The following is a 26,828-nucleotide window of genomic DNA, read 5'->3' on the forward strand; positions in this document are numbered from 1 at the left end:
GGCGTTTGCCGGTATGATGTGCCCCCCCGCAGTCTGGATTGCGAATACGCCATGACCTTGCAGTACCCAACTATCGCCGATTGCATCGGTAACACGCCGCTGGTGCGCTTGCAGCGCCTGGCCGGCAACACCACCAACACGCTTTTGCTCAAGCTCGAAGGGAATAACCCGGCGGGCTCGGTCAAGGACCGTCCCGCGCTGTCGATGATCACCCGCGCTGAAACGCGTGGGCAGATCCAGCCGGGCGATACCTTGATCGAAGCCACCTCGGGTAATACTGGTATTGCCTTGGCCATGGCCGCAGCGATCAAGGGTTACAAGATGATCCTGATCATGCCGGACAATTCCAGCGCCGAGCGCAAGGCGGCCATGACGGCTTATGGCGCCGAGCTGATTCTGGTGACCCAGGAAGAGGGCATGGAAGGTGCGCGCGACCTGGCCGACAAGCTGCAGGCCGAAGGCCGTGGCAAGGTGCTCGATCAGTTCGCCAACGGTGATAACCCGCAGGCGCACTACACCACTACCGGCCCGGAGATTTGGCGTCAGACCCAAGGTACGGTCACTCATTTCGTCAGCTCCATGGGCACCACGGGCACCATCATGGGTGTCTCGCGTTACCTCAAAGAGCAAAACGCCCAGGTGCAGATCGTCGGCTTGCAGCCGATGGAAGGCGCGGCCATTCCGGGCATTCGCCGCTGGCCGACCGAATACCTGCCGAAAATCTACCAGGCTGACCGTGTTGACCGCATTGTCGACATGGCTCAGCGCGAAGCCGAAGACGTCATGCGTCGTCTGGCTCGCGAAGAAGGCATTTTCTGCGGCGTTTCGTCGGGCGGTGCGGTAGCCGCTATGCTGCGTCTGTCCCAGGAAGTCGAAAACGCCGTGATTGTCGGCATCATTTGCGACCGTGGCGACCGTTACCTGTCGACTGGCATTTACGATGCGCCTAACTAATGGCTAAGCAAGAGAGAGGCCTGCGCTTCCAGCCCACTGGCGGCACCAAGGCCCCGCAAGTGCCTGCGGGCAAAAAACAGCGATTGAGTATCGAACGCCTGGCCAACGACGGCCGTGGTATTGCCTTTATCGAGGGACGTACCTGGTTCGTGTCGGGGGCCTTGGCCGGTGAAGAGGTCGAAGCCCGGGTGCTGGGGGCACACGGTAAAGTGGTCGAGGCGCGCACTGAGCGTGTATTCACCGCCAGTGCCAGCCGTCGCGTGGCGCCTTGCAAGTTGGCAGGCAAGTGCGGAGGGTGCAGTGTTCAGCATCTGCCCCACGATGAGCAGCTTGCACTGAAACAGCGCATGCTCGCCGAGCAGTTGACCCGCGTGGCCGGCGTCGAGCCCGACGAGTGGGCACCACCGTTGACCGGGCCGGAATTTGGCTATCGCCGTCGGGCCCGTATCGCGGTGCGCTGGGACGCACGGGCCAAGCGGCTGGACGTCGGCTTCCGGGCTGCCGGCAGTCAGGACATCGTCGCCATCGACCACTGTTTGGTGCTGGTACAGGCTTTGCAACCTATCATGAGTGGGCTGCCGGCCATGCTGCGTCAATTGAGCAATCCGAAAGCCCTTGGGCATGTCGAGTTGTTCAGTGGGTCGGCCAACGCGGTGTTGCTGCGCCATATGGCGCCACTCAGCGCAGCCGATCTACAGGTTTTACAGGGTTTTTGTGCCACCCATCAGGCCCAGTTGTGGCTACAGGGTGACGGTGAGCCGCAACCGGTCGATTTGACGCAGACCTTGGGCTACCGTTTACAGCAGTGGGATCTGGAATTGGCCTATCGGCCGGGTGACTTTGTTCAGGTCAACGCCGGGGTCAACGAGGCCATGGTGGCGCAAGCGCTGGACTGGCTGGCGCCGCAGGCAGACGAACGGGTTCTTGACTTGTTCTGTGGGCTGGGTAATTTCGCATTACCACTGGCGCGTCAGGTACGCGAAGTGGTGGCCGTCGAAGGTGTTACGACGATGGTCGAACGCGCCGCGCAAAACGCGGTCAGTAACAAGCTGCATAATGCAGCGTTTTTTCAGGCCGACCTGTCGCAGCCTTTGGTAGATGCTGACTGGGCCGGGCAGGGCTTTGCCGCTGTGCTCCTCGACCCGCCGCGTGACGGGGCGTATGAGCTGGTGCGCAAGCTGTCGGGTCTGGGAGCCAAGCGTTTGGTGTATGTGTCGTGTAACCCGGCCACGCTGGCCCGCGATACGGTTGAATTGATGAAACAGGGGTATCGGTTAAAACGTGCCGGAATCCTCGATATGTTCCCGCAAACCGCACATGTCGAGGCGATGGCGTTATTTGAAGCAGACTAGGAAGGTCTGTCTATTTCGACGGGCCCGCAACCCCATGCCGCTAGACCCTGGAGCATGGTGTTGGGATTCGGGTCGGTATATCGGCGCATTGAACGTGCGCCGTAGGGAAGGTAAGCAAGATGGTACAGGTCAGAGCACACCAGCCGATCAACACAGACGGCAGTCTCAACCTCGAGGCATGGCTTGATCATGCGGTGAGTGTCGATGTGGCGCTGGACCGTGAAGCCTTGAAAGAAGCGTGTGAGTACGCACGCGAGGCGGAGCAGCAAGCCAATGCAGCAAAAAACCTGTGGACTGAAGGCGCGTCGAGCTTTCGAACCGGGTTGGAAATTGCTGAAATCCTCGCCGATCTCAAGCTGGACCAGGATTCGCTGGTCGCGGCGATTTTGTATCGTGGCGTCCGTGAAGGGCAGATTCAGTTGCCTGCGGTCAGCCAGCGTTTTGGCCCGGTGGTCGCCAAGCTGATCGATGGTGTGCTGCGCATGGCTGCGATCAGCGCCAGCCTCAGCCCCCGTCAATCGATGGTGATGGGCTCCCAGGGGCAGGTCGAAAACCTGCGCAAAATGCTCGTAGCGATGGTTGATGATGTGCGTGTCGCACTCATCAAGCTGGCCGAACGTACCTGCGCTATCCGTGAAGTCAAAAGTGCCTCCGACGAAAAGCGCATTCGCGTTGCCCGTGAGGTCTTCGACATCTACGCGCCGCTGGCACATCGTTTGGGCATCGGCCACATCAAATGGGAGCTGGAGGACTTGTCCTTCCGCTACCTGGAACCAGAACAGTACAAACAAATCGCCACATTGCTGCATGAGCGCCGGCTGGACCGCGAACGCTTCATCAGCGATGTGATGAACCAGTTGCGCACCGAGCTTGAAGCCACCGGCGTGGTGGACGCCGACATCAGCGGCCGGGCCAAACACATCTATTCGATCTGGCGCAAAATGCAGCGCAAGGGTCTGGCCTTCAGTCAGATCTACGACGTGCGGGCGGTGCGGGTACTGGTGCCGGAAATGCGCGATTGCTACACCGCGCTGGGCATCGTCCATACGCTGTGGCGGCATATTCCCAAAGAGTTTGACGACTACATCGCCAACCCCAAGGAAAACGGCTACCGCTCGCTGCACACTGCGGTGATCGGGCCTGAAGGCAAGGTACTCGAAGTACAGATTCGTACCCATGCCATGCACGAAGAAGCCGAGCTGGGGGTGTGTGCGCACTGGCGTTACAAGGGCACCGACGTCAAGGCCGGGTCCAACCAGTACGAAGAGAAAATCTCGTGGTTGCGCCAGGTGCTGGAGTGGCACGAGGAGCTGGGCGATATCGGCGGGCTGGCGGACCAGTTGCGCGTCGACATCGAGCCGGACCGCGTTTACATCTTTACCCCGGACGGCCACGCTATCGACTTGCCCAAGGGGGCAACGCCGCTGGACTTTGCCTATCGTGTGCACACCGAGATTGGCCACAATTGCCGGGGCGCCAAGATCAACGGGCGCATTGTGCCGCTTAACTACAGCCTGCAAACCGGCGAGCAGGTCGAGATCATCACCAGTAAGCACGGTACGCCGAGCCGCGACTGGCTGAACTCGAACCTGGGTTATGTCACCACGTCGCGGGCACGGGCGAAGATCGTTCACTGGTTCAAATTGCAGGCCCGTGACCAGAACGTCTCGGCTGGTAAAACCCTGCTTGAGCGTGAGCTGGGTCGCCTCGGTTTACCTGCGGTGGACTACGAGAAGCTCGCCGAAAAAGCCAACATGAAAACCGCCGAGGACATGTTCGCGGCGTTGGGGGCAGGCGATTTGCGCCTGGCCCAACTGATCAACCTGGCGCAGCAACTGGTCGAGCCGGAGCGCGGCAACGAACAGATCGAGTTGATCCCGCGCAAAGCCTCGGGCTACAAGCCGGGCAAGCGCGGCGATATCCAGATCGAAGGCGTGGGCAACTTGCTGACCCAAATGGCTGGTTGCTGCCAGCCGCTACCGGGCGATGCGATTGTCGGTTACATCACCCAAGGGCGCGGCGTGAGCATTCACCGTCAGGACTGCGCCTCGGTGCTGCAACTGGGTAGCCGTGAGCCGGAGCGGATCATTCAGGTGAGCTGGGGGCCGATCCCGGTGTCGACGTATCCGGTCGACATCGAAATCCGCGCCTACGACCGTTCTGGCTTGCTGCGCGATGTGTCACAAGTGCTGCTCAACGAGCGCATCAACGTCTTGGCGGTCAACACCCGCTCGAACAAAGAGGACAACACGGCGTTGATGTCCCTGACCATCGAGATCCCGGGGCTGGATGCATTGGGGCGTTTGCTGGGGCGTATTTCGCAACTGCCGAACATCATCGAAACCCGCCGTATCGGGCGTAGCGAACCCCGTTGATCTATTGTAGGAGCGAGCTTGCCTCGCGATCTTTTGACCTTTAAAAGATCGCGAGGCAAGCTCGCTCCTACATCGTTCTGCCCAAGGATTAATGATGTATACCCTCGACGACTTGCTGAACCTCATGGCCCGCCTGCGTGACCCGCAGTACGGTTGCCCGTGGGATACCAAACAAACGTACGCTTCCCTCGTCCCGTTTACCCTCGAAGAAGCCTACGAAGTGGCTGACGCCATTGAGCGCAGCGATTTTGAGCACTTGCAGGGCGAACTCGGCGACTTGCTGTTCCAGGTGGTGTATTACAGCCAACTGGCCCGCGAAGAAGGGCGTTTTGAATTTGCCGGGGTGGTCGACAGCATTACCCGCAAGTTGATCCGCCGCCATCCCCATGTGTTCCCCACCGGCGACCTGTATGCGCCGCTGGATGTACCGCGCTTGAGCGAGCAGCAGGTCAAGGAGCGTTGGGATGAAATCAAGGCGCAGGAGCGCGCTGAGAAGTCTGTGGCGCCGCAGCAGTTGTCGTTGCTCGATGATGTGCCGGTGGCGCTGCCGGCGTTGTCCCGCGCGGCCAAGTTGCAGAAGCGTGCCGCTCAGGTGGGCTTTGACTGGCCTGGCGCCTTGCCGGTACTGGATAAGGTGCGTGAAGAGTTGGACGAAGTGCTGGAGGCCATGGCAGATAACGACTCGGCGGCGATCCGCGATGAGGTGGGGGACTTGCTGTTTTCGGTGGTGAACCTGGCCCGGCATTTGAAAGTTGACCCGGAAACCGCCTTGCGCGGCGCGAATGCCAAATTTGACCGACGCTTCCGGTTTATCGAACAGGCATTGCGCGATACCCTGCGTCCCATTGAAGATTGCACCCTTGAAGACCTGGACGCCCTGTGGGGTGAAGCCAAGCGCCAGGAAAAGAATTTGCCCAGCTGCGGCTGAGTTTGCCTAAGTGAGTAAGACAATGAGCATTTCCCTACGCGACCAGTTGCTCAAAGCCGGATTGGTCAACGAGAAGCAGGCCAAGCAGGCCGGCAAAGAAAAGCAAAAGCAGCAGCGTCTGGCCCATAAAGGCCAGATCGAGCTGGATGACACGCAGCAGCGCCTGGCCGCTGAAGCCAAGGCCGAGAAGATCAAGCGTGATCAGGAGCTCAATCGCCAGCAGCAAGAAAAGGCCGAGCAAAAAGCCCGTGCTGCACAGATCAAGCAATTGATCGAAGTCTCGCGTCTGCCCAAGCTGAACACCGAGGACTACTACAACTTTGTGGATGACAAGAAGGTCAAGCGCCTGTCGGTCAACACCTTGATGCGCAACAAACTGGCCAATGGCTCGTTGGCGATCGTGCAGCATCAGGGCGGTTACGAAGTGATCCCGCGTGAGGCGGCGCTGAAGATCCAGGAGCGCGACCCGCGTCGCATTGTTCAGCTCAACGTGCTGGTCGAGTCGAAAACCCCGGAAGAAGACGATCCGTACGCGGCGTACCAGATCCCTGATGATCTGATGTGGTAAAAAGTTGAACATACTGTAGGAGCGAGCTTGCCTCGCGATCTTTTCAAAGATCCAAAGATCGCGAGGCAATAAACAAACCCCGCTTCGGCGGGGTTTGTGTTTTTCAAGACAGTGGTTGCGGTGGTTCAGGCCTTTTGTTGTTTCAACGCTTCAAGCTTTTCCAGCTCGGCTTTGTAATTATGAGCGTCGCTTTCGCGGTGAAACATACCGACCAATACGTCTTCCTGATGAACATCCCACAGGTGTACACCATGGGCGACAAGTTGGTGGAACATACGTGAATCGTCGCGTTCAGTTACTGTGATAGTCATCTGCTTGCTCCAAATTCTGGTAAGGACCTGCGGCAAGACGTCGCAGGACTTCTTTATAGAATTTGTTAGCTTCCTAAGTAAATAGCTAATTGTCGCCCTGTCATATTGAGAAAAACCGTCAAACGCTGCAGGCCTTATGTGGCGCGGTGTTTACGGTTTTTGCCAATAGTTTTATGACAAAAGTTTCATGCAGGAAGGCGTTTTTTGAGACGTGGCGAATCCCTTGGCAGGATCTGCGCAAGCCCGAAGGCTGCGGCCTTATAAAGATCAAAAGATCGCAGCCTTCGCCAGCGCCTACAAAAAAACCTCGCCGAAGCGAGGTTTTCTTGAAGCTTGCAGCTTAAAGCTTGTGGCTGACTTAACTGCCCTTGACGGCCTGACCATTCACCGTGCCGTCTTGCAGCATGATGTTGTATTCCTTGCCGTCTTTTTCAACCTGGCGCAGCTTGACCAGCAAACCGTCCCAGTTCTTGGCGAACCACATTTCGGTGATGCGCTTGTTCTGGTTCTGGTCCAGTGTAGGGTCGCGTACGCGTTCAACCTTGATGGCGTCTACCTTGCCCGCTTTGGTCTCGACAACTTCCGGGCCTATGACGCGAAAGTCGTAAGTGTCTACGCCATCCTCATCAACCACCTGGTAGCTCATGCTCTTTTTGCCAGCCAGTACATCGCGCTGCAATGCCAGCTGATAAGTAGACTTGTCGAGCACGCCGCTGAGCAATTTGACCTTGACCGCATCTTTGTTGAAGGTGCCGGTGACCATGTTGGTCGTCCAGTCAAAGTCCAGGTTTATGTCCTTGGCTTTACCCAGGCCGCCACGATCAAAGCTGTAGGACTGAGGGATCAGGTTGCCGTTCTTGAACGCGAAGGTGCTGGATTCGGTCAGGCTGGCAATCATCATCGAGGCCTTGAAGTTCAAGGTCCAGGTGTCGTTGCCATTCTTGACCAGGCTGCGCTCGGCAGAGCCGCTCATGGGCAACTGTTTCCAGTCGGCCGTGTAGCTGGCCTTGAAAGGCTGGAGTTCGGCCGCTTGCACTGCTGGGATAGCCAGCAGGCTCAGGGCGAGGAGCAGGGCACGACGCATAATGTCTCCTAGGTTCGTATCAAGTGGCCGCTGGCCGCGAGTAATTGACCGTCTAATAATGCGCCTCGCTCGTCAAGAGACAAGCGATCTTCGGCAAACCAGCGCACTGCAAGCGGATAAATCAGGTGCTCTTGGGCGTGAACCCGTTGCGCCAGACTGTGCGGCGAGTCGTTGGACTCTACCGCAATGACTGCTTGTACGACCAGAGGCCCGCCATCGAGTTCCTCGGTCACAAAGTGCACGCTACAGCCATGTTCGCTGTCACCAGCCTCCAGCGCACGCTGATGCGTGTGCAGCCCCTTGTATTTGGGCAACAGTGAAGGGTGGATATTGAGCAGGCGACCCTGATAGTGACGCACGAAACCGGCGCTGAGGATGCGCATGAAGCCGGCGAGAACCACCAGTTGCGGGTTGAAGGAATCAATGACTTCGATCAGTGCAGCATCGAAGGCCTCGCGGCCCTCGAATGCTGTGTGATCCAGCACGCGGGTGTCGATACCCGCGTCTTTGGCGCGTTGCAGGCCGTAGGCATCTGCGCGGTTGGAGATCACCGCGCGGATTCTGGCCGGGCTGCCCTTGACTTCAGGGCTGTCGATCAAGGCCTGCAAGTTGCTGCCGGTGCCGGAAAGCAGCACCACTACATCACAGGTATCGGGCATCAGTGCGCCTTGAGGTTTTGCAGCTCTACTTGCGGTGCGCCTTCGGCGGCCGTTGCGATGTGGCCGATCACCCATGGTTGCTCGCCGGCTTCGCGCAGCACGTTCAATGCGGTTTCAACATCAGCCTGAGCCACGCAGATCACCATGCCCACGCCGCAGTTCAGCACGCGGTGCATTTCGGTTTCGTTCACGTTGCCTTTTTCTTGCAGCCAGTTGAAGACCGCAGGGCGCTGCCAGCTGGCCACGTCAACCACCGCTTGAGCGCCTTTAGGCAGCACACGCGGGATGTTGTCGAGCAGGCCACCGCCGGTGATGTGGGCCATGGCTTTGACCACGCCGGTTTCTTTGATCAACTTGAGCAGCGGTTTGACGTAGATACGGGTCGGCGCCATCAGCAGGTCGGTCAGTGGTTTGCCGTCCAGCTGGGTGTTTTCGATGTCGGCACCCGACACTTCGATGATCTTGCGGATCAGCGAATAGCCGTTGGAGTGCGGGCCCGAAGACGGCAGGGCGAGCAGGGCGTCGCCGGCAGCCACTTTAGAGCCGTCGATGATCTCGGACTTCTCGACCACGCCCACGCAGAAGCCGGCCAGGTCGTAGTCTTCGCCTTCGTACATGCCAGGCATTTCTGCCGTTTCGCCGCCTACCAGCGAGCAGCCGGACAATTCACAGCCAGCGCCAATACCGGTCACCACTTGGGCGGCGGTGTCGACGTTGAGCTTGCCGGTGGCGTAGTAGTCGAGGAAGAACAGGGGCTCTGCGCCGCACACGATCAGGTCGTTAACGCACATGGCAACCAGGTCGATGCCGATGCTGTCGTGCTTGTTCAGGTTCAGGGCCAGACGCAGCTTGGTGCCTACACCGTCGGTACCGGAAACCAGAACTGGTTGCTTGTAACCCGCCGGGATTTCGCAGAGGGCGCCAAAACCGCCGAGGCCGCCCATCACTTCAGGGCGCGCAGTGCGCTTGGCTACGCTCTTGATGCGTTCGACCAATGCTTCACCGGCGTCGATGTCTACACCGGCGTCCTTGTAGCTCAGGGAGGGTTGCTTGCTCATGATCCAGGCCTTTAGGGGGGATTCGGGGGTATCGACCGATCTCAGCGGGCCTGTTGCAAGTGCTCAAGGTGTGAAGCAGAGCATTTGCAGGTGGCCCGGCTGTCGCCGGTCTGCGAAGGCGCGCGATTTTATCAGGCTTGAAGGGCAGCGGCCATCCTCGGGCCGACAGGCAGGGTTATATCTGTCGAAAAAAACCTTTTTTAGTCGTACTGGCTGCTTTGCGCGACGCTGTATAAGGTATACCCGCCAACTTTAGATTTTCATGACCGTATGAATTCTGCGATGCAGACCTGAATGATTTGGCTGTCGGCCTGTCTGAAGCGTTATCGAGTGTTTTAATACGGCCTTTCATTGCCCTTTTTTGCCGTTGGGAATCTTTCATGCGTTTTCATCAATTTTTAGCTGTGGGCTGTTTGTCTTTTTTCAGCCTGGCGAGTCATGCCGAAATTCTGACGGGGCTGTATCAAGTGCGTGAGCCGGTGAGCAGCCAGTCTGCGGACGAGCGCGCGCAAGCCACGCAAAAAGCCCTGGAAACCATGGTGCTGCGCCTGACGGGTGATGCCAAGGCGGTCCAGAGCCCGGCGCTGGAGGCGATTCGCAAAGACCCTCAGCAGATCATCAGCCAATACGGCTATGACGCCGGCCCGCCTGAATCCCTGCAAGTGGACTTTGACCCGGTGAGCACTGATCGCGCCTTGCGCCAGGCCGGTTTGTCGCTGTGGGGGACTAACCGTCCGGCGTTGCTGGGCTGGTGGTTGAACGATGCGGTTGACGGCTCCAGCCTGGTCGGTGACGGTCAAGCGGCTGCCGAGCCCTTGCGCCGCGCTGCACAACACCGCGGGCTACCGCTGCGTTTGCCGCTGGCTGACTTGAGCGAGCAGTTGGTCGGCACCGCTGAAAATCTGGAAGGTTCCAACCCGGCGCCACTCAAGGATGCCTCCGAGCGTTATGGTGCAGACGCGCTGCTGGCGGTGCATGCCCACGAAGACAGTGGTCAATGGCAGGCCAAGTGGCGCTTGTGGATCGGTGATCAGCAAGAGCAAGGCACCGCCACTGGCGCCGATCAGGCGGCCCTGGCAGACGATGTGCTCCTGCAGGTCAGCCAACGGCTGGCGCCGCGCTATGCCGTCAAGCCGGGTGTTTCAACGGATCAGTTGCTTGAAGTGCAGGGTATGACCCTGGAGCGCTATGCTCAGTTGAGCCGGTTGCTTGAGCCTTTTGGCGGTCAACTGGTGAGCGTGGAAGGCGATCATATCGTTTACAAGGTCAATGGCAGTGCAGATCAACTGCGTTCGCAGTTGGCGCTGGCGCAGATGCATGAAGTACCTGCGGACCAGGCTGCTGGTGCATCTCAGGGTTCGCAATTGCGTTTTAGCTGGTAGGTTTTTCTCTTCTATATATAAGGACACGTATTTATGAAGGGTTCGCGACTGTGGGTATGGTTGGGGGTAGCGTTGGCGGCAGCGCTATTTGTGTACTTCTTGCACCCGATACTGACGCCTTTTCTGATCGCGATGCTCCTCGCCTATATGTTCGACCCGGTGGTTGACCGGCTGGAGAGGGTAGGGCTTTCAAGAACCTGGGGCACGATCACGGTGTTCGCCCTGTTCACCGTCATCCTTGTCACCTTGATGGTGGTGCTGGTGCCGATGCTGGCCAAACAGTTGATGAAGCTCTATCAACTGGCGCCGCAAGTTCTGGACTGGCTGCAGAACACGGCCTTGCCTTGGGTGCAGACCAAGTTCGGGCTGGGTGACAACTTCTGGAACTTCGACAAGATCAAGGCGACGATTACCGCACACATGGGCCAGGCGGGTGATATCGCCGGTGTGGTGTTGTCGCGGGCGACGGCGTCGAGCCTCGCGCTGGTCGGTCTATTGGTCAATCTGGTACTGATTCCAGTGGTGGCTTTCTACTTGCTGCGTGACTGGGATGTGTTGCTGGCCAAGATTCGCGGGCTGCTGCCGCGTGATCGCGAAAAGCAGATCGTGTCGTTGGCCACCGAGTGTCACGACGTTCTGGGGGCCTTCGTGCGCGGGCAATTGCTGGTGATGCTGGCCTTGGGCGTGATCTATTCCGCCGGCCTGATGTTGTTGGGCCTAGAGCTGGGGCTGTTGATCGGCTTGCTCGCCGGCCTGGCGTCCATCGTGCCGTACATGGGCTTTATCACCGGCATTGGTGCGGCATTGATTGCAGGGTTGTTCCAGTTTGGCGGTGACTTGTACCCGATGCTGGGGATTGTCGCGGTGTTCATGGTCGGCCAGGCGCTGGAAGGCATGGTGCTGACCCCCTTGCTGGTGGGTGATCGTATCGGCCTGCACCCGGTGGCAGTGATCTTTGCGATTCTTGCGGGCGGTGAGCTGTTCGGCTTCACCGGGGTGCTGCTGGCCTTGCCGGTGGCGGCGGTGATCATGGTGCTGGTGCGCCATGTGCACGATTTGTACAAAGGCTCCAAGGCCTATAAGGGAGATGCGGAGCCGGAGTTGTAGCGTGATCAACGTTTGAAAAAGAGGCCGGTTCATGTGGCGATGAACCGGCCTCTTTTTATTCTCGCCCTGTCAAAAAACTCCATTCAATCCAATGTGTTAACGCAAACCTTTGATTTTGCTCGTGGTCTGTTACATTGTGCGCCCGGCTACACGGGTATAAACTTTGCAAACTTTACACAGAGGCCACTAACGGTTCGTTTGAACTGTTCAGTCAGCATGAAACCGATTCAGCTGCCCCTAGGTGTGCGTCTGCGAGATGACGCTACCTTCATCAATTACTATCCAGGCGCCAATGCCGCTGCACTCGGCTACGTCGAACGTCTGTGCGAAGCCGACGCCGGCTGGACAGAAAGTCTGATTTATCTGTGGGGCAAGCATGGGGTAGGGCGTACGCATTTGCTGCAGGCAGCGTGCTTGCGTTTTGAACAGCTGGGTGAGCCGGCCGTGTATTTGCCGCTTGCCGAGTTGCTGGATCGCGGTATCGAGATTCTCGACAACCTCGAGCAATACGAGTTGGTGTGCCTTGATGACCTTCAGGCGGTGGCCGGGCGTGCTGATTGGGAAGAAGCACTGTTCCATCTGTTCAATCGTCTGCGCGACAGCGGCCGTCGTTTATTGATTGCCGCGTCGGCTTCGCCGCGTGAGTTGCCGATCAAACTGGCTGACCTCAAATCGCGCCTTACCCTGGCGCTGATTTTTCAAATGCGCCCTTTGTCCGATGAGGACAAGTTGCGTGCCTTGCAATTGCGCGCGTCGCGTCGTGGCCTGCACCTGACCGATGAAGTCGGGCATTTCATCCTTACGCGTGGTACGCGCAGCATGAGCGCGTTGTTCGAGCTGCTCGAGCGCCTCGATCAGGCGTCCTTGCAAGCGCAACGCAAGCTCACCATCCCCTTTTTGAAAGAAACCCTTGGCTGGTAAGCAGCCCGTTCCTGCTGCGTTTTAATACCGTTCAGGCGCCAGGGAACCTGCGTGCCAGACGTTGTCGACGCAAATTCAAAGCTCAGGGGTGTAAAACCTTAGATGTCACGTGAAATCGACTGAGTCACATTTAATTCGATTGAATTTGCAAATGAGGATCATAGAAGGCATAGTCTCCGCTACTTTTTCCTACAAGCCACGGTCGTGCCCATGCTAAAGCGCTTCGCACCCCTCGTGCCTCTCGCACTCGTTACCCTGCTGTTCGGCTGCGCTGCTCACTCGCCAGTGTCCCAGCAAGTTGTCGACTCACAGGTTCAAAAGTCATCTTCGTCCCAGTCTTCCGCTCTTTATCAGGAAGAAATGGCGACTGAAAAAGAACTGGCTCAATTCTCTGAAAACAGCAAGCCTTACGAACTGCCAGCTTTGGCTGACAGCATTCTTGAGCGCGGAATGTCCTTGATTGGTACCCGTTACCGTTTTGGCGGCACTTCTGAGGCTGGGTTCGATTGCAGTGGCTTTATCGGCTATCTGTTCAAAGAGGAAGCGGGCATGCAACTGCCGCGCTCCACACGTGAAATGATCAACGTAAATGCACCGTTGGTCGCACGAAACAACCTCAAACCGGGTGATTTGCTGTTCTTCAGCACCAATGGTCGCGGGCGCGTCAGCCACGCGGGCATTTACCTGGGCGATGACCAGTTTATTCACTCCAGCAGCCGCCGCAGCGGTGGTGTGCGGATTGATAGCCTGGGTGATACCTACTGGAACAAGACCTTTATTGAAGCCAAGCGTGCCTTGGCGATGGCGCCGACTAGCGTAGTGGCCCGTAAGTAAAGTTAAAGTCTTACTTGAAGTTTGGCTTCTAAGAGCTAGAATTCAGTCGCAATGTTAAATTCCTGAAGCCGCGAAGGTGCTCCCTGTCGCGGCTTCGGGTTTTCGCGGCCCAGTAGCCGTATCCAGAATCAGGAACATTCTGTTTATGTCGACCATGGCCCGCGTTGCCCTGATTACGTTAGCCGCCTTGCTCAGTGCTTGCGCCAACCGCCCGGCGCCAGTCCCGGTAGAGGTCAAGCCTCCGGTTGTGGCAGCTCCAGTCGATGATGGTTCGCCTTTGGCGGCAGACGTCTTGTTCCGCGCCCTTGGGCTGGTGGGTACGCCTTATCGCTGGGGTGGCAATACGCCGGATTCGGGTTTTGATTGCAGCGGTTTGATCAAATACGTCTACAACGACGTGGCGGGTATTTCATTGCCGCGCACCACGCGCGAAATGATTGTGATGAGGGGCCAGAGTGTCGGCAAGGATCAACTGCAAACCGGCGATCTGCTGTTCTTCGCAACCGGTGGCGGCACTCAGGTGAGCCATGCAGGTATCTATGTGGGTGAAGGTCGCTTCGTCCATGCGCCGGCCACAGGCGGTACGGTCAAGCTGGACAGCCTCAGCAAAGCCTACTGGCAAAAAGCTTATTTGAACGCCAAGCGCGTACTGCCGACCGAGCAGCACCTGGCGCGTTTGCCTTAATAACCCTGCGCCAAAAGCCCCCTCACCCCAGCCCTCTCCCGAAGGAGAGGGAGCTTTATCGCGGTGTTTTCTGGATTTGATGCAGTCCTGGCAGGGCGCTACACATCTCAAGCATTCCCCAATCAGTTCCCTCTCCCTCCGGGAGAGGGTTAGGGTGAGGGCGTTCAGATTTTGAGCTTCATTTGCCCGACACCCGCCACACTTTGTTGCCGACGTCATCGGCTACCAGTAAATCCCCCTGTTTATCGATAACCACTCCCACCGGCCGGCCCATGGCCTTTTCGTCGGGGCTGAGAAAACCGGTCAATACATCAATTGGCATGCCGTGAGGCTTGCCATCGGCAAACGGTACGAAAACCACTTTATAACCACTGTGCGGTTTGCGGTTCCAGGAGCCGTGTTGGCCAATGAAGACGCCTTCGGTGAAGTTGGGCAGTTTGCTGTTTTGAGCAAAGCTCAAACCCAACGAGGCGGTGTGCGGGCCGACCGCGTAGTCCGGGGCAATGGCCTTGGCCACCAGTTCGGGGTTTTGCGGGTTGACCCGCGCGTCGATGTGCTGGCCATAGTAGCTGTACGGCCAGCCATAAAAGCCGCCGTCCTGTACCGAGGTGATGTAGTCAGGTACCAGATCGCTGCCGATTTCGTCACGCTCGTTCACGGCTGTCCACAATTTGCCGGTCTTCGGTTCCCAGTCCATGCCATTAGGGTTGCGCAGCCCGGAGGCAAATATGCGGTGGCTGCCAGTGGCAGGGTCGACTTCCCAGATCGCCGCGCGACCTTCTTCCTTGTCGAGGCCGTTCTCACCGACGTTACTGTTCGATCCCACGCTCACATAGAGTTTTTTACCGTCAGGGCTGGCGATGACGTTTTTGGTCCAGTGATGGTTCAGACCGCTTGGCAAGTCAATGATCTTGGTTGGCTGTGCGCTGATTGACTGGTCACCCGTTTGGTAAGGAAAGCGCAGGAGTTTGTCGGCATCCGCGACGTACAGGTCATTGCCCACCAAGGTCATGCCAAAGGGCGAGTTCAGGTTCTCAAGGAACACCGTACGGGTTTCGGCCTTGCCGTCATGGTCTGCGTCGCGCAACAAGGTGATCCGATTGGCGCTCGGGACGCCCGCTCCGGCGCGCCCCATGACCTTGCCCGCAATCCATTCACGAATGCCCTGGCTGCCTTCCGGCTTGGCCGGTGCATTGCTTTCGGCCACCAATACATCGCCATTGGGCAACACATACAACCAGCGCGGGTGATCAAGCCCTTCGGCAAACGCCTGCACCTGCAGACCTTGTGCGGCAACCGGCGTGGCGCCTTCTGCCCAGCCCACCGCCGGGGCGATATTGACCGTGGGGATCAGTGTCTTGTTAGGCGCAGGCAACTTGGGCGAGGGGCCGGTGCCGTCCGCGACGTTCAAGGTCGAACTTTCACCGCAGGCAGCCAACCCTGCCGCTAAAACGATGACAACAGCGTGCTGGCGTTTGAGCATGTGGATCTCCATGAAAAAAAGGCGTGTCAGTCATAGAGAAGCGTAGTTGCCCAAAGGTTCAGGTCGATGCCAACGCCCAGCACCTTTAATTGACGCTCCACCCCCAACCCTCTAACCTTCGCGGCTTGTTTCAGGTGCTCTGCAACCCAGGGTTGGCAGAGTGAAACAGGGAAGCCGGTGAGGGCGCGTTGTACCCACGCAACCGCTTTGATCCCGGCGCTGCCCCCGCAACGGTAAATGAGTAGACATCACGCTCAATGCCACTGTGTTTAAAGCACGGGAAGGCGCGTGGCCAGGCGCTGCCCAGCATAAGGAGCGCGCCACTCATGAGTCCGGAGACCGGCCTGATCCATCCAGCACCCTTGCGGCGGGCGAAGGTGTGTCGATTTTCAATGAATTCCCCCGCCTCCCGTTTGCATTTTTTAGCCCCAACGGAGAGCTGCCATGAACGAATCCCCGGAACGCGACGAACGCCATCTGGCACGTATGCAACGCAAAAAAGCGATTATGGACGAACGCATTGCCAGCGCTCCCAATGAGTGCGGCCTGCTGCTGGTGTTGACCGGCAACGGCAAAGGCAAGAGCAGTTCGGCTTTCGGCATGTTGGCCCGGGCCATGGGCCACGGCATGCAGTGCGGCGTGGTGCAGTTCATCAAGGGGCGTAACAGCACCGGCGAAGAGATCTTTTTCCGTCGCTTCCCTGAACAAGTGCGCTATCACGTGATGGGCGAAGGCTTTACCTGGGAAACTCAGGACCGTCAGCGTGATATCGCTGCCGCCCAAGCCGCCTGGGAAGTGTCCCGCGAGATGCTGCGCGACCCGGCCATCGGCCTGGTGGTGCTGGATGAATTGAACATTGCGCTCAAGCACGGCTACCTCGACCTGGAGCAAGTGCTGAGCGACCTGCAAGCCCGTCCGCCGATGCAGCATGTGCTGGTCACCGGGCGCGGCGCTAAACCTGAACTGATTGACCTGGCCGATACCGTGACTGAAATGGGCGTGATCAAACATGCCTTCCAGGCCGGTATCAAAGCCCAGAAAGGCATTGAATTGTGAGTGTTCAAGCATGAGAGAGTCGCGTCATTGCCCGGCGGTATTGATCGCCGCGCCGGCTTCCGGCCAGGGCAAGACCACCGTTACCGCAGCCCTGGCCCGATTGCACCGCAATCAGGGCCGCAGAGTGCGGGTGTTTAAATGTGGCCCCGATTTTCTCGACCCCATGATCCTCGAGCGTGCCAGCGGCGCGCCGGTGTATCAGGTCGATTTATGGATGGTCGGCGCCGAGGAAAGCCGTCGCCTGTTGTGGGAAGCGGCCGGTGAATCGGACCTGATCCTGATCGAAGGCGTCATGGGCCTGTTCGACGGCACGCCGTCCAGCGCCGATCTGGCGCGTCATTTCGGTGTGCCGGTGTTGGGCGTGATTGATGGCACGGCCATGGCCCAGACCTTTGGCGCCCTGGCTCTGGGGCTGGCGCGCTATCAGCCGGATCTACCGTTCGCCGGGGTGCTGGCCAATCGGGTCGGTACCGTACGCCACGCGCAGTTGCTTGAAGGTAGCCTGACCGAAGGCCTGCGCTGGTATGGCGCGTTGTCCCGTGAAACCGGGATTGAGCTGCCAAGCCGCCATTTGGGGCTGGTGCAGGCCAGCGAGTTGAACGACCTTGATGTGCGTCTGGATGCGGCCGCCAATGCGTTGGCCAGCACCTGTGAGGTAGCGCTGCCACCGGCGGTGGAGTTTGCGGCACCTGAGCGTGTGACGGTCCAACCCTGGTTGGCCGGTGTGCGGATTGCCGTCGCCCGGGATGAAGCCTTCGCTTTCACCTATGGTGCGAGTCTGGCGCTGCTGCGTGAAATGGGCGCCGAACTGGTGTACTTCTCACCCATTCGCGACACGCACCTGCCTGAAGCGGACAGCTTGTATTTGCCGGGCGGTTATCCGGAGTTACATCACCAGGCGTTGGCCCGCAACACCGTGATGCTAGACGCGATTCGTGCGCACCATCACGCGGGTAAACCGTTGCTGGCCGAGTGTGGTGGCATGCTGTATCTGCTTGATGCCTTGACTGACGTTGACGGCCAGCGCGAAGAGCTGGTCGGCTTGCTCAAGGGCGAGGCGACCATGCAAAAGCGCCTGGCGGCCCTGGCATTGCAGGCCGTCGAGATGCCCGAAGGCCTGCTGCGTGGCCACACCTATCATCATTCGTTGACCAGTACTGAGCTTGAACCTATCGCGAGGGGGGGGAGCCCCAATGGTGGGCGCGGGGCTGAAGCGGTGTATCGCGAAGGGCGCATGACGGCGTCTTATGTGCACTTTTACTTTCCGTCCAATCCCCAGGCCATTGCCGCGTTGTTTGCGCCGTGTGCCGTGAAGGTGCCATGAGCGACAACGCATTTAGTCCTGAAGAAAAGGCTGCTGTTTACCGCGCCATTGCTGAGCGCCGCGATATGCGGCACTTCTGCGGCGGTGAGGTGGCGCCGCAGTTGTTGGCGCGCTTGCTGGAAGCTGCGCATCAGGCGCCGAGCGTGGGCCTGATGCAGCCGTGGCGGTTTATCCGCATCACCGACCGAGCGCTGCGCGGGCAGATTCAAACCGTGGTTGAGGCCGAACGAGTGCGCACCGCTCACGCATTGGGCGAGCGTTCGGACGAGTTCATGACGCTCAAGGTCGAAGGCATCAACGACTGCGCCGAAGTGCTGGTGGCAGCGTTGATGGACGACCGCGAAAAACACATTTTTGGTCGTCGGACATTGCCGGAAATGGACATGGCGTCGCTGTCCTGCGCGATTCAAAACCTGTGGTTGGCGGCGCGGGTCGAAGGCCTGGGCATGGGCTGGGTGTCATTGTTCGAGCCACAGGCGCTGGCCGATCTGCTAGGCCTGCCCGCGGGTGCCAAACCACTGGCGGTGTTGTGTCTGGGGCCGGTCGAGCAGTTTTATCCGGCTCCGATGCTGGTGCTGGAAGGGTGGGCGCAGGCGCGTCCGCTGAATGAATTGGTGTACGAGAATTATTGGGGAGTGAAGCCATGAGTGTGGCGTTGTTGTGCGTTGCCGGTGTGGCGCTGGATGCGCTGTTCGGCGAGCCTAAACGCTGGCATCCGCTGGTTGCCTTTGGCCGCATGGCGGACCGGATCGAGCAGCGATTCAATTCGGGTGGCCGAGGCTGGCGCAGCCATGGCGTCACCGCTTGGGTACTGGCGGTGGTGCCGTTGACAATTCTGGCCACGGCGCTTTCGTGGTTGCCTTATATCGGTTGGCTGGTGGACATCCTGGCGCTGTACTGCGCGCTGGGTATGCGCAGCCTGGGCGAACACGTGCAGCCGGTGGCTGGCGCTTTGCGCGCCAACGATCTGGATGAAGCGCGCACGCGGGTCGGGTATCTGGTCAGTCGCCAGACCAGCGAACTGGACGCCACCGAAGTAGCCCGGGCAGCCACTGAGTCAGTGCTGGAAAACGGCAGTGATGCGGTGTTCGCGGCTTTGTTCTGGTTTGCCGTGGCGGGTGCGCCGGGCGTGGTGCTCTACCGTTTGAGCAATACGCTGGATGCTATGTGGGGCTATCGCAACGAACGTTTCGAACGCTTTGGTTGGGCCGCGGCGCGTATCGACGACTTGCTCAACTATATTCCTGCACGGCTGGTGGCTTTGACCTACGCAGTGCTGGGCAAAACCCGGCTGGCCCTGACCTGCTGGCGCAAACAGGCGCCGCTCTGGGACAGCCCCAATGCCGGCCCGGTAATGGCGTCTGGCGCCGGTGCACTGGGTGTGGAACTGGGCGGTGCAGCGATTTATCACGGTGAATTGCATGAGCGCCCGCAATTGGGCGAAGGCGTGCCCGCCGATGCCGACTCGATCGGCCGCGGCTGGCAACTGGTGCAGCGCGGCGTATGGTTGTGGTTACTGATCTTGTGTGTGGGGAGTGAATTCTTTGCTTGAGCATGGCGGACGTTTGCGGCAGGCGGCCCTGGACTACGGTATTGCCGAGTCGCAATGGCTGGACTTGTCCAGTGGCCTTGCGCCCTGGCCTTTTACAATTCCGCCTGTGCCTGAGCGGGCCTGGGCGCGCCTGCCAGAAACCGATGACGGGCTTGAGCAGGCCGCGTGCGACTACTACGGCGCGCCGAACGTGCTGCCGGTGCCGGGTTCGCAATGTGCGATCCAGTTGCTGCCGCGTCTGCGCCGCAGTGGCAAGGTCGGCGTGCTTTCGCCGTGCTACGCCGAACATGCCGAGTCCTGGCGACGTAGCGGGCATATCGTGCGTGAAATCCTGGAGCAGGAGGTCGACCTCTACCTCGATACCCTGGATGTGCTGGTGGTGGTCAACCCCAACAACCCGACGGGGCTGAGCCTGTCACCTGAGCGTTTGCTGGGGTGGCATGCACGGCTGGCCTTGCGCGGCGGCTGGCTGGTGGTGGACGAAGCCTTCATGGACAACACCCCCGACTTGAGCTTGGCCGCCCAGAGCTGGCGGACGGGGTTGATCGTGCTGCGCTCATTCGGCAAGTTTTTCGGCCTGGCCGGAGTACGTTTGGGCTTTGTGTTGGCAGACCTCAAACTGCTCAAGTTGCTGGCAGAGCAAGTGGGGCCATGGGCCGTCAGCGGCCCGACCCGAATGGTCGGCCAGGCGTGCCTGCTCGACACCGACGCCCATGCTCGTCAGCGAGAGCGCAGTGAGCTGGCCAGTGCCCGCCTGCAGCATTTGCTGGGCCAGCATGATTTGCAGCCCCAAGGCGGTTGCGCCTTGTTCCAGTGGCTGATCACGCCGCGCGCCGAGCATCTGTATGAATTCATGGCGCAGCGCGGGATTTTGCTGCGCCTGTTTACCAGTAACAGCAGCGTACGTTTTGGCCTGCCTGCCGATGAGGCCGACTGGGTGAAGCTGCAAGCCGCATTGCAGGCTTATAGCCTGGCGCTGGGCAAGGAGCTTCCATGAGCACATTGATGGTGCAGGGCACCACCTCCGATGCGGGCAAAAGCACGCTGGTCACGGCTTTGTGCCGCTGGCTGACCCGTGAAGGCGTGCGCGTAGTGCCGTTCAAGCCGCAAAACATGGCGCTCAACAGTGCCGTAACCCCCGAAGGCGGTGAAATTGGCCGCGCCCAGGCCGTGCAGGCCCAGGCTGCCAGGTTGGCACCTCACACCGACATGAATCCGGTGCTGCTCAAGCCCAACAGCGACACGGGCGCGCAGGTGATTATCCATGGTCGCGCCGTCACCACCATGAACGCGGTGGCGTATCACGACTACAAAGCCATCGCCATGCAGGCGGTGCTGGCGTCCCATCAACGCTTGAGTGACGCGTACCCAGTGGTCATGGTTGAAGGGGCGGGTTCCCCGGCGGAGATCAACCTGCGTGCCGGTGATATTGCCAACATGGGCTTTGCCGAAGCGGTGGATTGCCCGGTGGTCCTGATTGCCGATATCAACCGGGGCGGGGTCTTTGCGCATCTGGTCGGGACTCTGGAGCTGTTGTCCGAGACCGAGCAGGCACGGGTCAAAGGGTTCATCATCAACCGTTTTCGCGGCGACATTGCTTTGCTGCAACCAGGGCTGGACTGGCTGGAGCAGCGTACCGGCAAGCCGGTTATCGGCGTGTTGCCCTATGTGCTGGATTTGCACCTCGAGGCCGAAGACGGCATCGACCAGCGTCAGGCCGATAAAGCCGAGCAAGTGCTCAAGGTGGTGGTGCCGGTGCTGCCGCGCATCAGCAACCACACCGACTTTGACCCGCTGCGCCTGCACCCGCAGGTGGATTTGCAGTTTGTCGGGCCGGGCCAGGCAATTGCGTCCGCGGACTTGATTATCCTGCCGGGCTCTAAAAGCGTGCGTAGCGACTTGGCCTATCTGCGCGCCAATGGCTGGGAGACAGCGATCAACCGGCACTTGCGCTACGGCGGCAAAGTGCTGGGGATTTGCGGTGGTTTGCAGATGCTCGGCGAGCAGGTGCATGACCCATTGGGGTTGGAGGGGGCGCCCGGCTCCAGCGAGGGGCTGGGGTTGTTGAATTTCAGCACGGAGCTGGCGGCCGAGAAGCAACTGCGCAACGTGCGCGGCCATTTGCTGCTGGAAAACGCTGAGGTCAACGGCTATGAGATTCACGCCGGTGTCACCACGGGGGCGGCGCTGGAGCAGCCCGCGGTGCGTCTGGATGATGGCCGCTGTGACGGTGCGCAGAGCGCCGACGGGCAGGTTCTGGGCACGTACCTGCACGGCTTGTTTGAATCGCCCGCGGCCTGTGGCGCGTTACTGCGCTGGGCCGGGTTGCAGAACGTACAGGCGGTGGACTACCACGCCTTGCGCGAGCGCGACATCGAACGTCTGGCCGATCTGGTAGAGAAACATCTGGATACGGCGTACTTGCGCGAGCTTTGCGGTATTTAACTGTAGGAGCGAGTTCGCCTCGCGACCTTTTGAGCTTCTAAAAGCTCGCGAGGCAAGCTCGCTCCTGCAGGGGATGCGGCATTTTTAGAGGCTTTTAAACATGCAGCAACTGATTTTGGGTGGCGCCCGCTCGGGTAAAAGTCGCTTGGCCGAGAAGCTGGCGGCCGACTCGGGCTGCCCGGTCATCTACATTGCGACCAGCCAGCCGCTGGACGGTGAAATGAGCGAGCGTGTTCGCCAGCATCGTGATCGTCGTCCCGCACACTGGGGGTTGATCGAGGAGCCAATCGAGCTGGCGAGGGTGCTGCGTGAGAACGCCCGCCCGGACACCTGCCTGCTGGTGGACTGCCTGACGCTGTGGCTGACCAACCTTTTGATGCTCGAAGACCCGCAGCGCCTGAGCGCAGAGCGTGATGCGCTGCTGGAAAGCCTGGCTGAACTGCCGGGGCAGCTTGTGTTTGTCAGCAACGAAACCGGAATGGGTGTCGTGCCGCTGGGCGAGTTGACTCGCCGTTACGTCGATGAAGCCGGTTGGTTGCATCAAGCCTTGGCCGAGCGTTGTCAGCGCGTGGTGCTGACCGTGGCGGGCCTGCCCCTGACATTGAAAGGAACTGCTCTATGAATACTCCATGGTGGCTGAACCCGTGCAAAGCGGCTGATGGTGACGTGCAAGCGGCCGCAGCCGAGCGTCAGCAGCAGTTGACCAAACCGGCAGGTTCGCTGGGGCAACTGGAAGCGTTGGCGGTGCAACTGGCCGGGTTGCAGGGGCGGTTGAAGCCGCGTGCCGATCAGTTGTGGATAGCGATTTTTGCCGGTGATCACGGCGTGGTCGCCGAGGGGGTTTCGGCTTACCCGCAAGAAGTGACCGGGCAGATGCTGGCCAACTTTGTCAGCGGGGGAGCGGCGATCAGCGTATTGGCCCGTCAGTTGGGCGCGCAATTGGACGTCGTCGACCTGGGTACGGTGACGCCGATGCTCAATCTGCCGGGTGTGCGGCATTTGCAACTGGGCGCTGGCACTGCCAATTTCGCTACAGGCCCGGCCATGTCCGATGCGCAGGGCTTGAAAGCTCTGGCTGCAGGGCGCGACAGCGTAGCCCGTGCGAAGGAGCAGGGCAGTGAACTGTTTGTCGGCGGCGAGATGGGCATTGGCAATACGGCGTCGGCCAGTGCCGTGGCCAGTGCGCTGCTGCAATGCCCGGCGTCTGAGCTGACCGGGCCGGGCACCGGGCTGGATGCGGCGGGCGTCAGCCACAAGGCGCGGGTGATTGAGCAGGCGCTGGCGTTTCATGACGGCTATCTGGACGACCCGCTGCAAACCTTGTTCCGCCTCGGCGGGTTCGAGATTGCGGCTCTGGCCGGTGCCTATGTGGCGTGTGCGCAAGCCGGCATCGTGGCGCTGGTCGACGGGTTTATCTGCACTGTGGCCGCCATGGTGGCCGTGCGTTTGAATCCTGAATGCCGCCAATGGCTGGTGTTTAGCCATCGCGGTGCCGAACACGGGCATCGGCGTGTGCTGGAAAGCCTGGAGGCCGAGCCGCTGTTGGAACTGGGCTTGCGCCTGGGGGAAGGCAGCGGTGCCGCGCTGTCGGTGCCGCTGGTGCGGCTGGCCTGTGATCTGCACGGGCAGATGGCAACGTTTGCCGAGGCAGCTGTTGCGGACCGTCCGGCATGAGTCTCACCCTGGACTTGCTGCGCCATGGCGAAACCGAACTGGGCGGCGGGTTGCGCGGCAGCCTCGATGACGCGCTGACGGCTGCGGGCTGGGCGCAAATGCGTGCGGCGGTGCAGGGGCAAGGGCCCTGGGCACGGATTGTCAGCTCGCCATTGCAGCGCTGCGCTTTATTCTCTCGAGAGTTGGGCGGGCAACTCGACCTGCCGGTGACCTTCGACAAAGACCTGCAAGAGCTGCATTTCGGCGCGTGGGAAGGGCAGAGTGCCGCCGCGCTGATGGAAACCGATGAACAGGCGCTGGGCCTGTTTTGGGCGGACCCCTACAGTTTTACCCCGCCTGAAGGCGAGCCGGTGCTTGAGTTCTCGCAGCGCGTGCGGGCGGCGGTCAATCGCTTGCAGCAAGCGTACGCGGGGGAGCGGGTGCTGGTGGTGTGTCACGGCGGGGTGATGAAATTGCTGCTGGCTCAGGCCCGTGGCTTGCCGCGTGAGCAGTTACTGCAGGTTCAAGTGGCCCATGGTGCGCTGTTCGAGCTACGGGTCGACGCAGGCGGCGTATTGAGCGAGGGGGGCTGAACATGTTGCCCTTCTGGATCGCCTTGCAGTTTCTGAGCAGCTTGCCGATTCGTTTGCCCGGTATGCCGCAGCCCCAGGAACTGGGGCGCTCACTGCTGTTTTATCCGTTGGTCGGACTGTTGTTTGGCGGGCTGTTATGGGCGCTGAACGGTTTGTTGGCAGGGGCGCCGTTGATGCTGCATGCGGCGTTGTTGCTGACGGCCTGGGTATTGCTCAGTGGCGGCTTGCATCTGGACGGTCTGGCAGACAGTGCGGATGCCTGGCTGGGTGGCTTTGGGGATCGCGAACGCACCCTGACCATCATGAAAGACCCGCGTAGCGGCCCGATTGCAGTGGTCACGCTGGTGCTGGTGCTGTTACTCAAGTTTTGCGCATTGCTGGCGTTGATCGAGCAGCACCACACGGCCGTCTTGTTGATTGCCCCGCTGATCGGTCGCAGCGCTTTGCTCGCAGTGTTCCTGACTACGCCTTACGTGCGTGCGGGTGGTTTGGGCCAGGCGCTGGCCGATCATCTGCCACGCAAGGCGGGGTGGTGGGTGCTGGGGCTGAGCGCATTGGCGTGTTTGGTCATGGCCGGCTCAGCCGGATTTTACGCCCTGGTACTGGCGGCTGTGGGTTTTACATGGCTGCGGCGGGTGATGGTGCGACGCTTGGGAGGCACCACGGGCGACACCGCCGGGGCGCTCCTGGAATTGCTGGAAGTACTGATTTTAGTGGGGTTAGCGCTGATATCAGTTTGATAACGGCGTGGTTTAAAATCTTGATTCTCCTGACTTGCGGGTATATACATACAAAATGTTACCAACCCTGTGTTTATGCACTAACCTGCGACGTGCTTCGCGGGGCATCAGCCGACATTACGACGGGGCCCTGGATGGCTTCGGAATAAACGTCGCCCAGTTTTCCTTGATGAGCAATCTCAAGCGACTTGATCAGCCGAGCATTTCCAGTCTGGCCGAAGCCATGGGGCTGGATCGCAGTACGCTGGGGCGTAACCTGCGGGTGCTTGAGTGTGCCGGGCTGGTTAAGTTGTCTGAAGGGCAGGACCACCGTAATCGGCTAGTGTGCCTGACCGAAGAAGGGGAGAAACGCTTCACTGCGGCCTGGCCGGCATGGGAGGCGGCACAGCAACGGTTGGTCGAGCGTTTGGGGGAAGACCGGCGTGCACAGCTGGTGCAGTTACTGGATGAACTGGCGGGTGTCGATTAGCACCCGTTTTAAGAATAAGAATGGGTATATACCCGCATCAGGAGAATAACAATGACATCGGTGTGGCGGACGAGCGGGTGGGTACTGCTGGGCAGTGCGTTGATCTTGGCGCTGTCTCTAGGGATCAGGCACGGATTTGGGCTTTTCCTGCCTCCCATGAGTGCGCAGTTTGGCTGGGGCCGCGAGGTCTTTGCCTTCGCCATTGCCTTGCAGAACCTGATCTGGGGCCTGGCTCAGCCGTTTACCGGCGCCTTGGCCGACCGCTTTGGAGCTGCCCGTGTGGTGATCATTGGTGGCGTATTGTATGCCGTCGGCTTGGTGTTGATGGGCATGTCGGATTCGTTGCTGACGTTGTCCCTCAGCGCCGGCCTGTTAATTGGTATTGGTCTGTCGGGCACTTCGTTTTCGGTCATTCTGGGGGTGGTCGGTCGCGCCTTGCCCCCGGAAAAACGCAGCATGGGCATGGGGATCGCCAGCGCAGCCGGCTCCTTTGGCCAGTTCGCCATGTTGCCCGGGACCTTGGGGTTGATCGGCTGGCTCGGCTGGTCGTCGGCCTTGTTGGTCTTGGGGCTACTGGTGGCGTTGATCGTGCCGTTGGTGAGTATGCTTAAAGACCGTCCTATGCCCAGCCTGGGCGGCGAGCAAACATTGAAGGAAGCGCTGCGCGAAGCGTGCACGCACTCGGGCTTCTGGTTGCTGGCGTTTGGTTTTTTTGTGTGCGGGTTTCAGGTGGTGTTTATCGGCATCCATCTGCCGGCGTATCTGGTCGATCAGCATTTGCCCGCCACAGTGGGCACCACGGTGCTGGCATTGATTGGCCTGTTTAATATCTTCGGCACCTACACGGCTGGTTGGCTGGGCGGTCGCATGTCCAAGCCGCGTTTGTTGACGGCCTTGTACCTGGCGCGCGCCGTAGTGATCGTTCTATTTCTGTGGGCGCCGGTGACACAGTTCAGCGCTTACGTGTTTGGCATGGTCATGGGCTTTTTGTGGCTTTCGACCGTGCCGCTGACCAACGGTACCGTGGCCACCCTGTTTGGCGTGCGCAATTTGTCGATGCTGGGTGGTATCGTCTTCCTGTTCCACCAGTTGGGCGCATTCCTGGGCGGCTGGCTGGGCGGTGTGGTCTATGATCAAACCGGCAGTTACGAGCTGATCTGGCAAGGTTCTATCCTGCTCAGCCTGTTGGCTGCAGCCCTGAACTGGCCGGTCCGAGAGCGTCCAGTGGCGCGTTTGCAAACACAAGGGAGCATGGTGTGAACTCGACTTGGCTTTGGCTGGGCGCTGTCAGTGCG

The 26,828-nt window shown here is 59.8% G+C and carries 27 protein-coding genes and 1 riboswitch; of the genes, 22 read left to right on the forward strand and 5 right to left on the reverse strand.

The window, feature by feature from the left end; genetic code table 11:
* Positions 1–51: 51 nt before the first annotated feature.
* The 5 genes from cysM (at position 52) to NTD86_RS18515 (ending at position 6,177) form a co-directional block, all read left to right on the forward strand.
* Complete coding sequence (gene cysM, locus NTD86_RS18495; RefSeq protein ID WP_262204507.1) at positions 52–954, forward strand: cysteine synthase CysM; 903 nt, start codon at positions 52–54, stop codon at positions 952–954.
* Positions 954–2,306, forward strand: a complete 1,353-nt coding sequence (rlmD, locus tag NTD86_RS18500) for a 23S rRNA (uracil(1939)-C(5))-methyltransferase RlmD (protein WP_262204314.1) — start codon at positions 954–956, stop codon at positions 2,304–2,306. Before cysM ends, rlmD begins: the two co-directional genes overlap by 1 nt.
* Before the next feature lie 119 nt (positions 2,307–2,425).
* Positions 2,426–4,681 carry a GTP diphosphokinase gene (relA, locus tag NTD86_RS18505; protein ID WP_262204315.1) on the forward strand — a complete coding sequence of 752 codons (2,256 nt, stop codon included), beginning with the start codon at positions 2,426–2,428 and terminating at the stop codon, positions 4,679–4,681.
* Positions 4,682–4,775: 94 nt separating this feature from the next.
* Positions 4,776–5,609 (forward strand): nucleoside triphosphate pyrophosphohydrolase, encoded by an 834-nt coding sequence (gene mazG / locus NTD86_RS18510; RefSeq protein ID WP_262204316.1) that lies wholly within the window; start codon positions 4,776–4,778, stop codon positions 5,607–5,609.
* A 22-nt stretch (positions 5,610–5,631) separates the two neighbouring features.
* The gene (locus tag NTD86_RS18515; protein WP_048369732.1) at positions 5,632–6,177 is read left to right on the forward strand and encodes a DUF2058 domain-containing protein; all 546 of its coding nucleotides are present in this window, start codon (positions 5,632–5,634) and stop codon (positions 6,175–6,177) included.
* 125 nt (positions 6,178–6,302) lie between these two features.
* Here NTD86_RS18515 and NTD86_RS18520 read toward each other — a convergent pair whose 3' ends face one another.
* The 4 genes from NTD86_RS18520 to purM form a co-directional block, all read right to left on the reverse strand.
* Positions 6,303–6,488 carry a hypothetical protein gene (locus NTD86_RS18520; RefSeq protein ID WP_262204317.1) on the reverse strand — a complete coding sequence of 62 codons (186 nt, stop codon included), beginning with the start codon at positions 6,486–6,488 and terminating at the stop codon, positions 6,303–6,305.
* A 358-nt stretch (positions 6,489–6,846) separates the two neighbouring features.
* Positions 6,847–7,572 carry a DUF3108 domain-containing protein gene (locus tag NTD86_RS18525; protein ID WP_262204318.1) on the reverse strand — a complete coding sequence of 242 codons (726 nt, stop codon included), beginning with the start codon at positions 7,570–7,572 and terminating at the stop codon, positions 6,847–6,849.
* A gap of 8 nt (positions 7,573–7,580) precedes the next feature.
* Positions 7,581–8,231, reverse strand: a complete 651-nt coding sequence (gene purN, locus NTD86_RS18530) for a phosphoribosylglycinamide formyltransferase (RefSeq protein ID WP_262204319.1) — start codon at positions 8,229–8,231, stop codon at positions 7,581–7,583.
* The gene (gene purM / locus NTD86_RS18535; protein WP_262204320.1) at positions 8,231–9,289 is read right to left on the reverse strand and encodes a phosphoribosylformylglycinamidine cyclo-ligase; all 1,059 of its coding nucleotides are present in this window, start codon (positions 9,287–9,289) and stop codon (positions 8,231–8,233) included. The genes purN and purM overlap by 1 nt, the downstream gene beginning before the upstream one ends.
* Before the next feature lie 380 nt (positions 9,290–9,669).
* Between purM and NTD86_RS18540 the strand changes: the two genes are divergently transcribed.
* The 5 genes from NTD86_RS18540 (at position 9,670) to NTD86_RS18560 (ending at position 14,218) form a co-directional block, all read left to right on the forward strand.
* Positions 9,670–10,671, forward strand: a complete 1,002-nt coding sequence (locus NTD86_RS18540) for a DUF2066 domain-containing protein (protein WP_262204322.1) — start codon at positions 9,670–9,672, stop codon at positions 10,669–10,671.
* Between the two features lie 33 nt (positions 10,672–10,704).
* Positions 10,705–11,778 (forward strand): AI-2E family transporter, encoded by a 1,074-nt coding sequence (locus tag NTD86_RS18545; protein ID WP_262204323.1) that lies wholly within the window; start codon positions 10,705–10,707, stop codon positions 11,776–11,778.
* A 216-nt stretch (positions 11,779–11,994) separates the two neighbouring features.
* Complete coding sequence (gene hda / locus NTD86_RS18550) at positions 11,995–12,699, forward strand: DnaA regulatory inactivator Hda (RefSeq protein ID WP_048369745.1); 705 nt, start codon at positions 11,995–11,997, stop codon at positions 12,697–12,699.
* A gap of 210 nt (positions 12,700–12,909) precedes the next feature.
* A complete protein-coding gene (locus NTD86_RS18555; RefSeq protein WP_262204324.1) occupies positions 12,910–13,533 on the forward strand; it encodes a C40 family peptidase in 624 nt (207 codons plus the stop codon).
* 145 nt (positions 13,534–13,678) lie between these two features.
* Positions 13,679–14,218, forward strand: a complete 540-nt coding sequence (locus tag NTD86_RS18560) for a C40 family peptidase (RefSeq protein ID WP_262204325.1) — start codon at positions 13,679–13,681, stop codon at positions 14,216–14,218.
* Positions 14,219–14,396: 178 nt separating this feature from the next.
* Here the strand turns inward: NTD86_RS18560 and NTD86_RS18565 are convergent, their stop codons facing one another.
* Positions 14,397–15,701 carry a PQQ-dependent sugar dehydrogenase gene (locus tag NTD86_RS18565; protein ID WP_262204326.1) on the reverse strand — a complete coding sequence of 435 codons (1,305 nt, stop codon included), beginning with the start codon at positions 15,699–15,701 and terminating at the stop codon, positions 14,397–14,399.
* A gap of 115 nt (positions 15,702–15,816) precedes the next feature.
* Positions 15,817–16,064, forward strand: a riboswitch (cobalamin riboswitch).
* A gap of 81 nt (positions 16,065–16,145) precedes the next feature.
* Here NTD86_RS18565 and cobO point away from each other — a divergent pair.
* The 12 genes from cobO to NTD86_RS18625 all read left to right on the forward strand — a co-directional run bounded on the left by cobO (position 16,146) and on the right by NTD86_RS18625 (position 26,793).
* Positions 16,146–16,757 (forward strand): cob(I)yrinic acid a,c-diamide adenosyltransferase, encoded by a 612-nt coding sequence (gene cobO, locus NTD86_RS18570; RefSeq protein WP_262204327.1) that lies wholly within the window; start codon positions 16,146–16,148, stop codon positions 16,755–16,757.
* A gap of 10 nt (positions 16,758–16,767) precedes the next feature.
* Positions 16,768–18,081, forward strand: a complete 1,314-nt coding sequence (locus tag NTD86_RS18575) for a cobyrinate a,c-diamide synthase (protein WP_262204329.1) — start codon at positions 16,768–16,770, stop codon at positions 18,079–18,081.
* Entirely contained in the window at positions 18,078–18,728 is a 651-nt protein-coding gene (gene bluB / locus NTD86_RS18580) for a 5,6-dimethylbenzimidazole synthase (protein WP_262204330.1), read from the forward strand. The genes NTD86_RS18575 and bluB overlap by 4 nt, the downstream gene beginning before the upstream one ends.
* Complete coding sequence (gene cbiB, locus NTD86_RS18585; protein WP_262204332.1) at positions 18,725–19,633, forward strand: adenosylcobinamide-phosphate synthase CbiB; 909 nt, start codon at positions 18,725–18,727, stop codon at positions 19,631–19,633. The genes bluB and cbiB overlap by 4 nt, the downstream gene beginning before the upstream one ends.
* Positions 19,626–20,630 (forward strand): threonine-phosphate decarboxylase CobD, encoded by a 1,005-nt coding sequence (gene cobD, locus NTD86_RS18590; protein ID WP_262204508.1) that lies wholly within the window; start codon positions 19,626–19,628, stop codon positions 20,628–20,630. The genes cbiB and cobD overlap by 8 nt, the downstream gene beginning before the upstream one ends.
* Entirely contained in the window at positions 20,627–22,078 is a 1,452-nt protein-coding gene (locus tag NTD86_RS18595) for a cobyric acid synthase (RefSeq protein ID WP_262204334.1), read from the forward strand. Before cobD ends, NTD86_RS18595 begins: the two co-directional genes overlap by 4 nt.
* 100 nt (positions 22,079–22,178) lie before the next feature.
* Positions 22,179–22,700 carry a bifunctional adenosylcobinamide kinase/adenosylcobinamide-phosphate guanylyltransferase gene (gene cobU, locus NTD86_RS18600; protein ID WP_262204335.1) on the forward strand — a complete coding sequence of 174 codons (522 nt, stop codon included), beginning with the start codon at positions 22,179–22,181 and terminating at the stop codon, positions 22,698–22,700.
* Positions 22,697–23,752 carry a nicotinate-nucleotide--dimethylbenzimidazole phosphoribosyltransferase gene (gene cobT / locus NTD86_RS18605; protein ID WP_262204336.1) on the forward strand — a complete coding sequence of 352 codons (1,056 nt, stop codon included), beginning with the start codon at positions 22,697–22,699 and terminating at the stop codon, positions 23,750–23,752. The genes cobU and cobT overlap by 4 nt, the downstream gene beginning before the upstream one ends.
* Positions 23,749–24,324: an alpha-ribazole phosphatase family protein gene (cobC, locus tag NTD86_RS18610; RefSeq protein ID WP_262204337.1), complete on the forward strand. Its 576-nt coding sequence runs from the start codon at positions 23,749–23,751 to the stop codon at positions 24,322–24,324. The genes cobT and cobC overlap by 4 nt, the downstream gene beginning before the upstream one ends.
* A 2-nt stretch (positions 24,325–24,326) precedes the next feature.
* A complete protein-coding gene (locus tag NTD86_RS18615; RefSeq protein ID WP_262204338.1) occupies positions 24,327–25,064 on the forward strand; it encodes an adenosylcobinamide-GDP ribazoletransferase in 738 nt (245 codons plus the stop codon).
* Positions 25,065–25,119: 55 nt separating this feature from the next.
* Positions 25,120–25,533: a MarR family winged helix-turn-helix transcriptional regulator gene (locus tag NTD86_RS18620; RefSeq protein WP_262204339.1), complete on the forward strand. Its 414-nt coding sequence runs from the start codon at positions 25,120–25,122 to the stop codon at positions 25,531–25,533.
* A gap of 51 nt (positions 25,534–25,584) precedes the next feature.
* A complete protein-coding gene (locus NTD86_RS18625) occupies positions 25,585–26,793 on the forward strand; it encodes an MFS transporter (protein ID WP_410016994.1) in 1,209 nt (402 codons plus the stop codon).
* Positions 26,794–26,828: the final 35 nt, after the last annotated feature.

Source organism: Pseudomonas sp. 7P_10.2_Bac1 (assembly GCF_025465935.1).
GTDB lineage: Bacteria > Pseudomonadota > Gammaproteobacteria > Pseudomonadales > Pseudomonadaceae > Aquipseudomonas.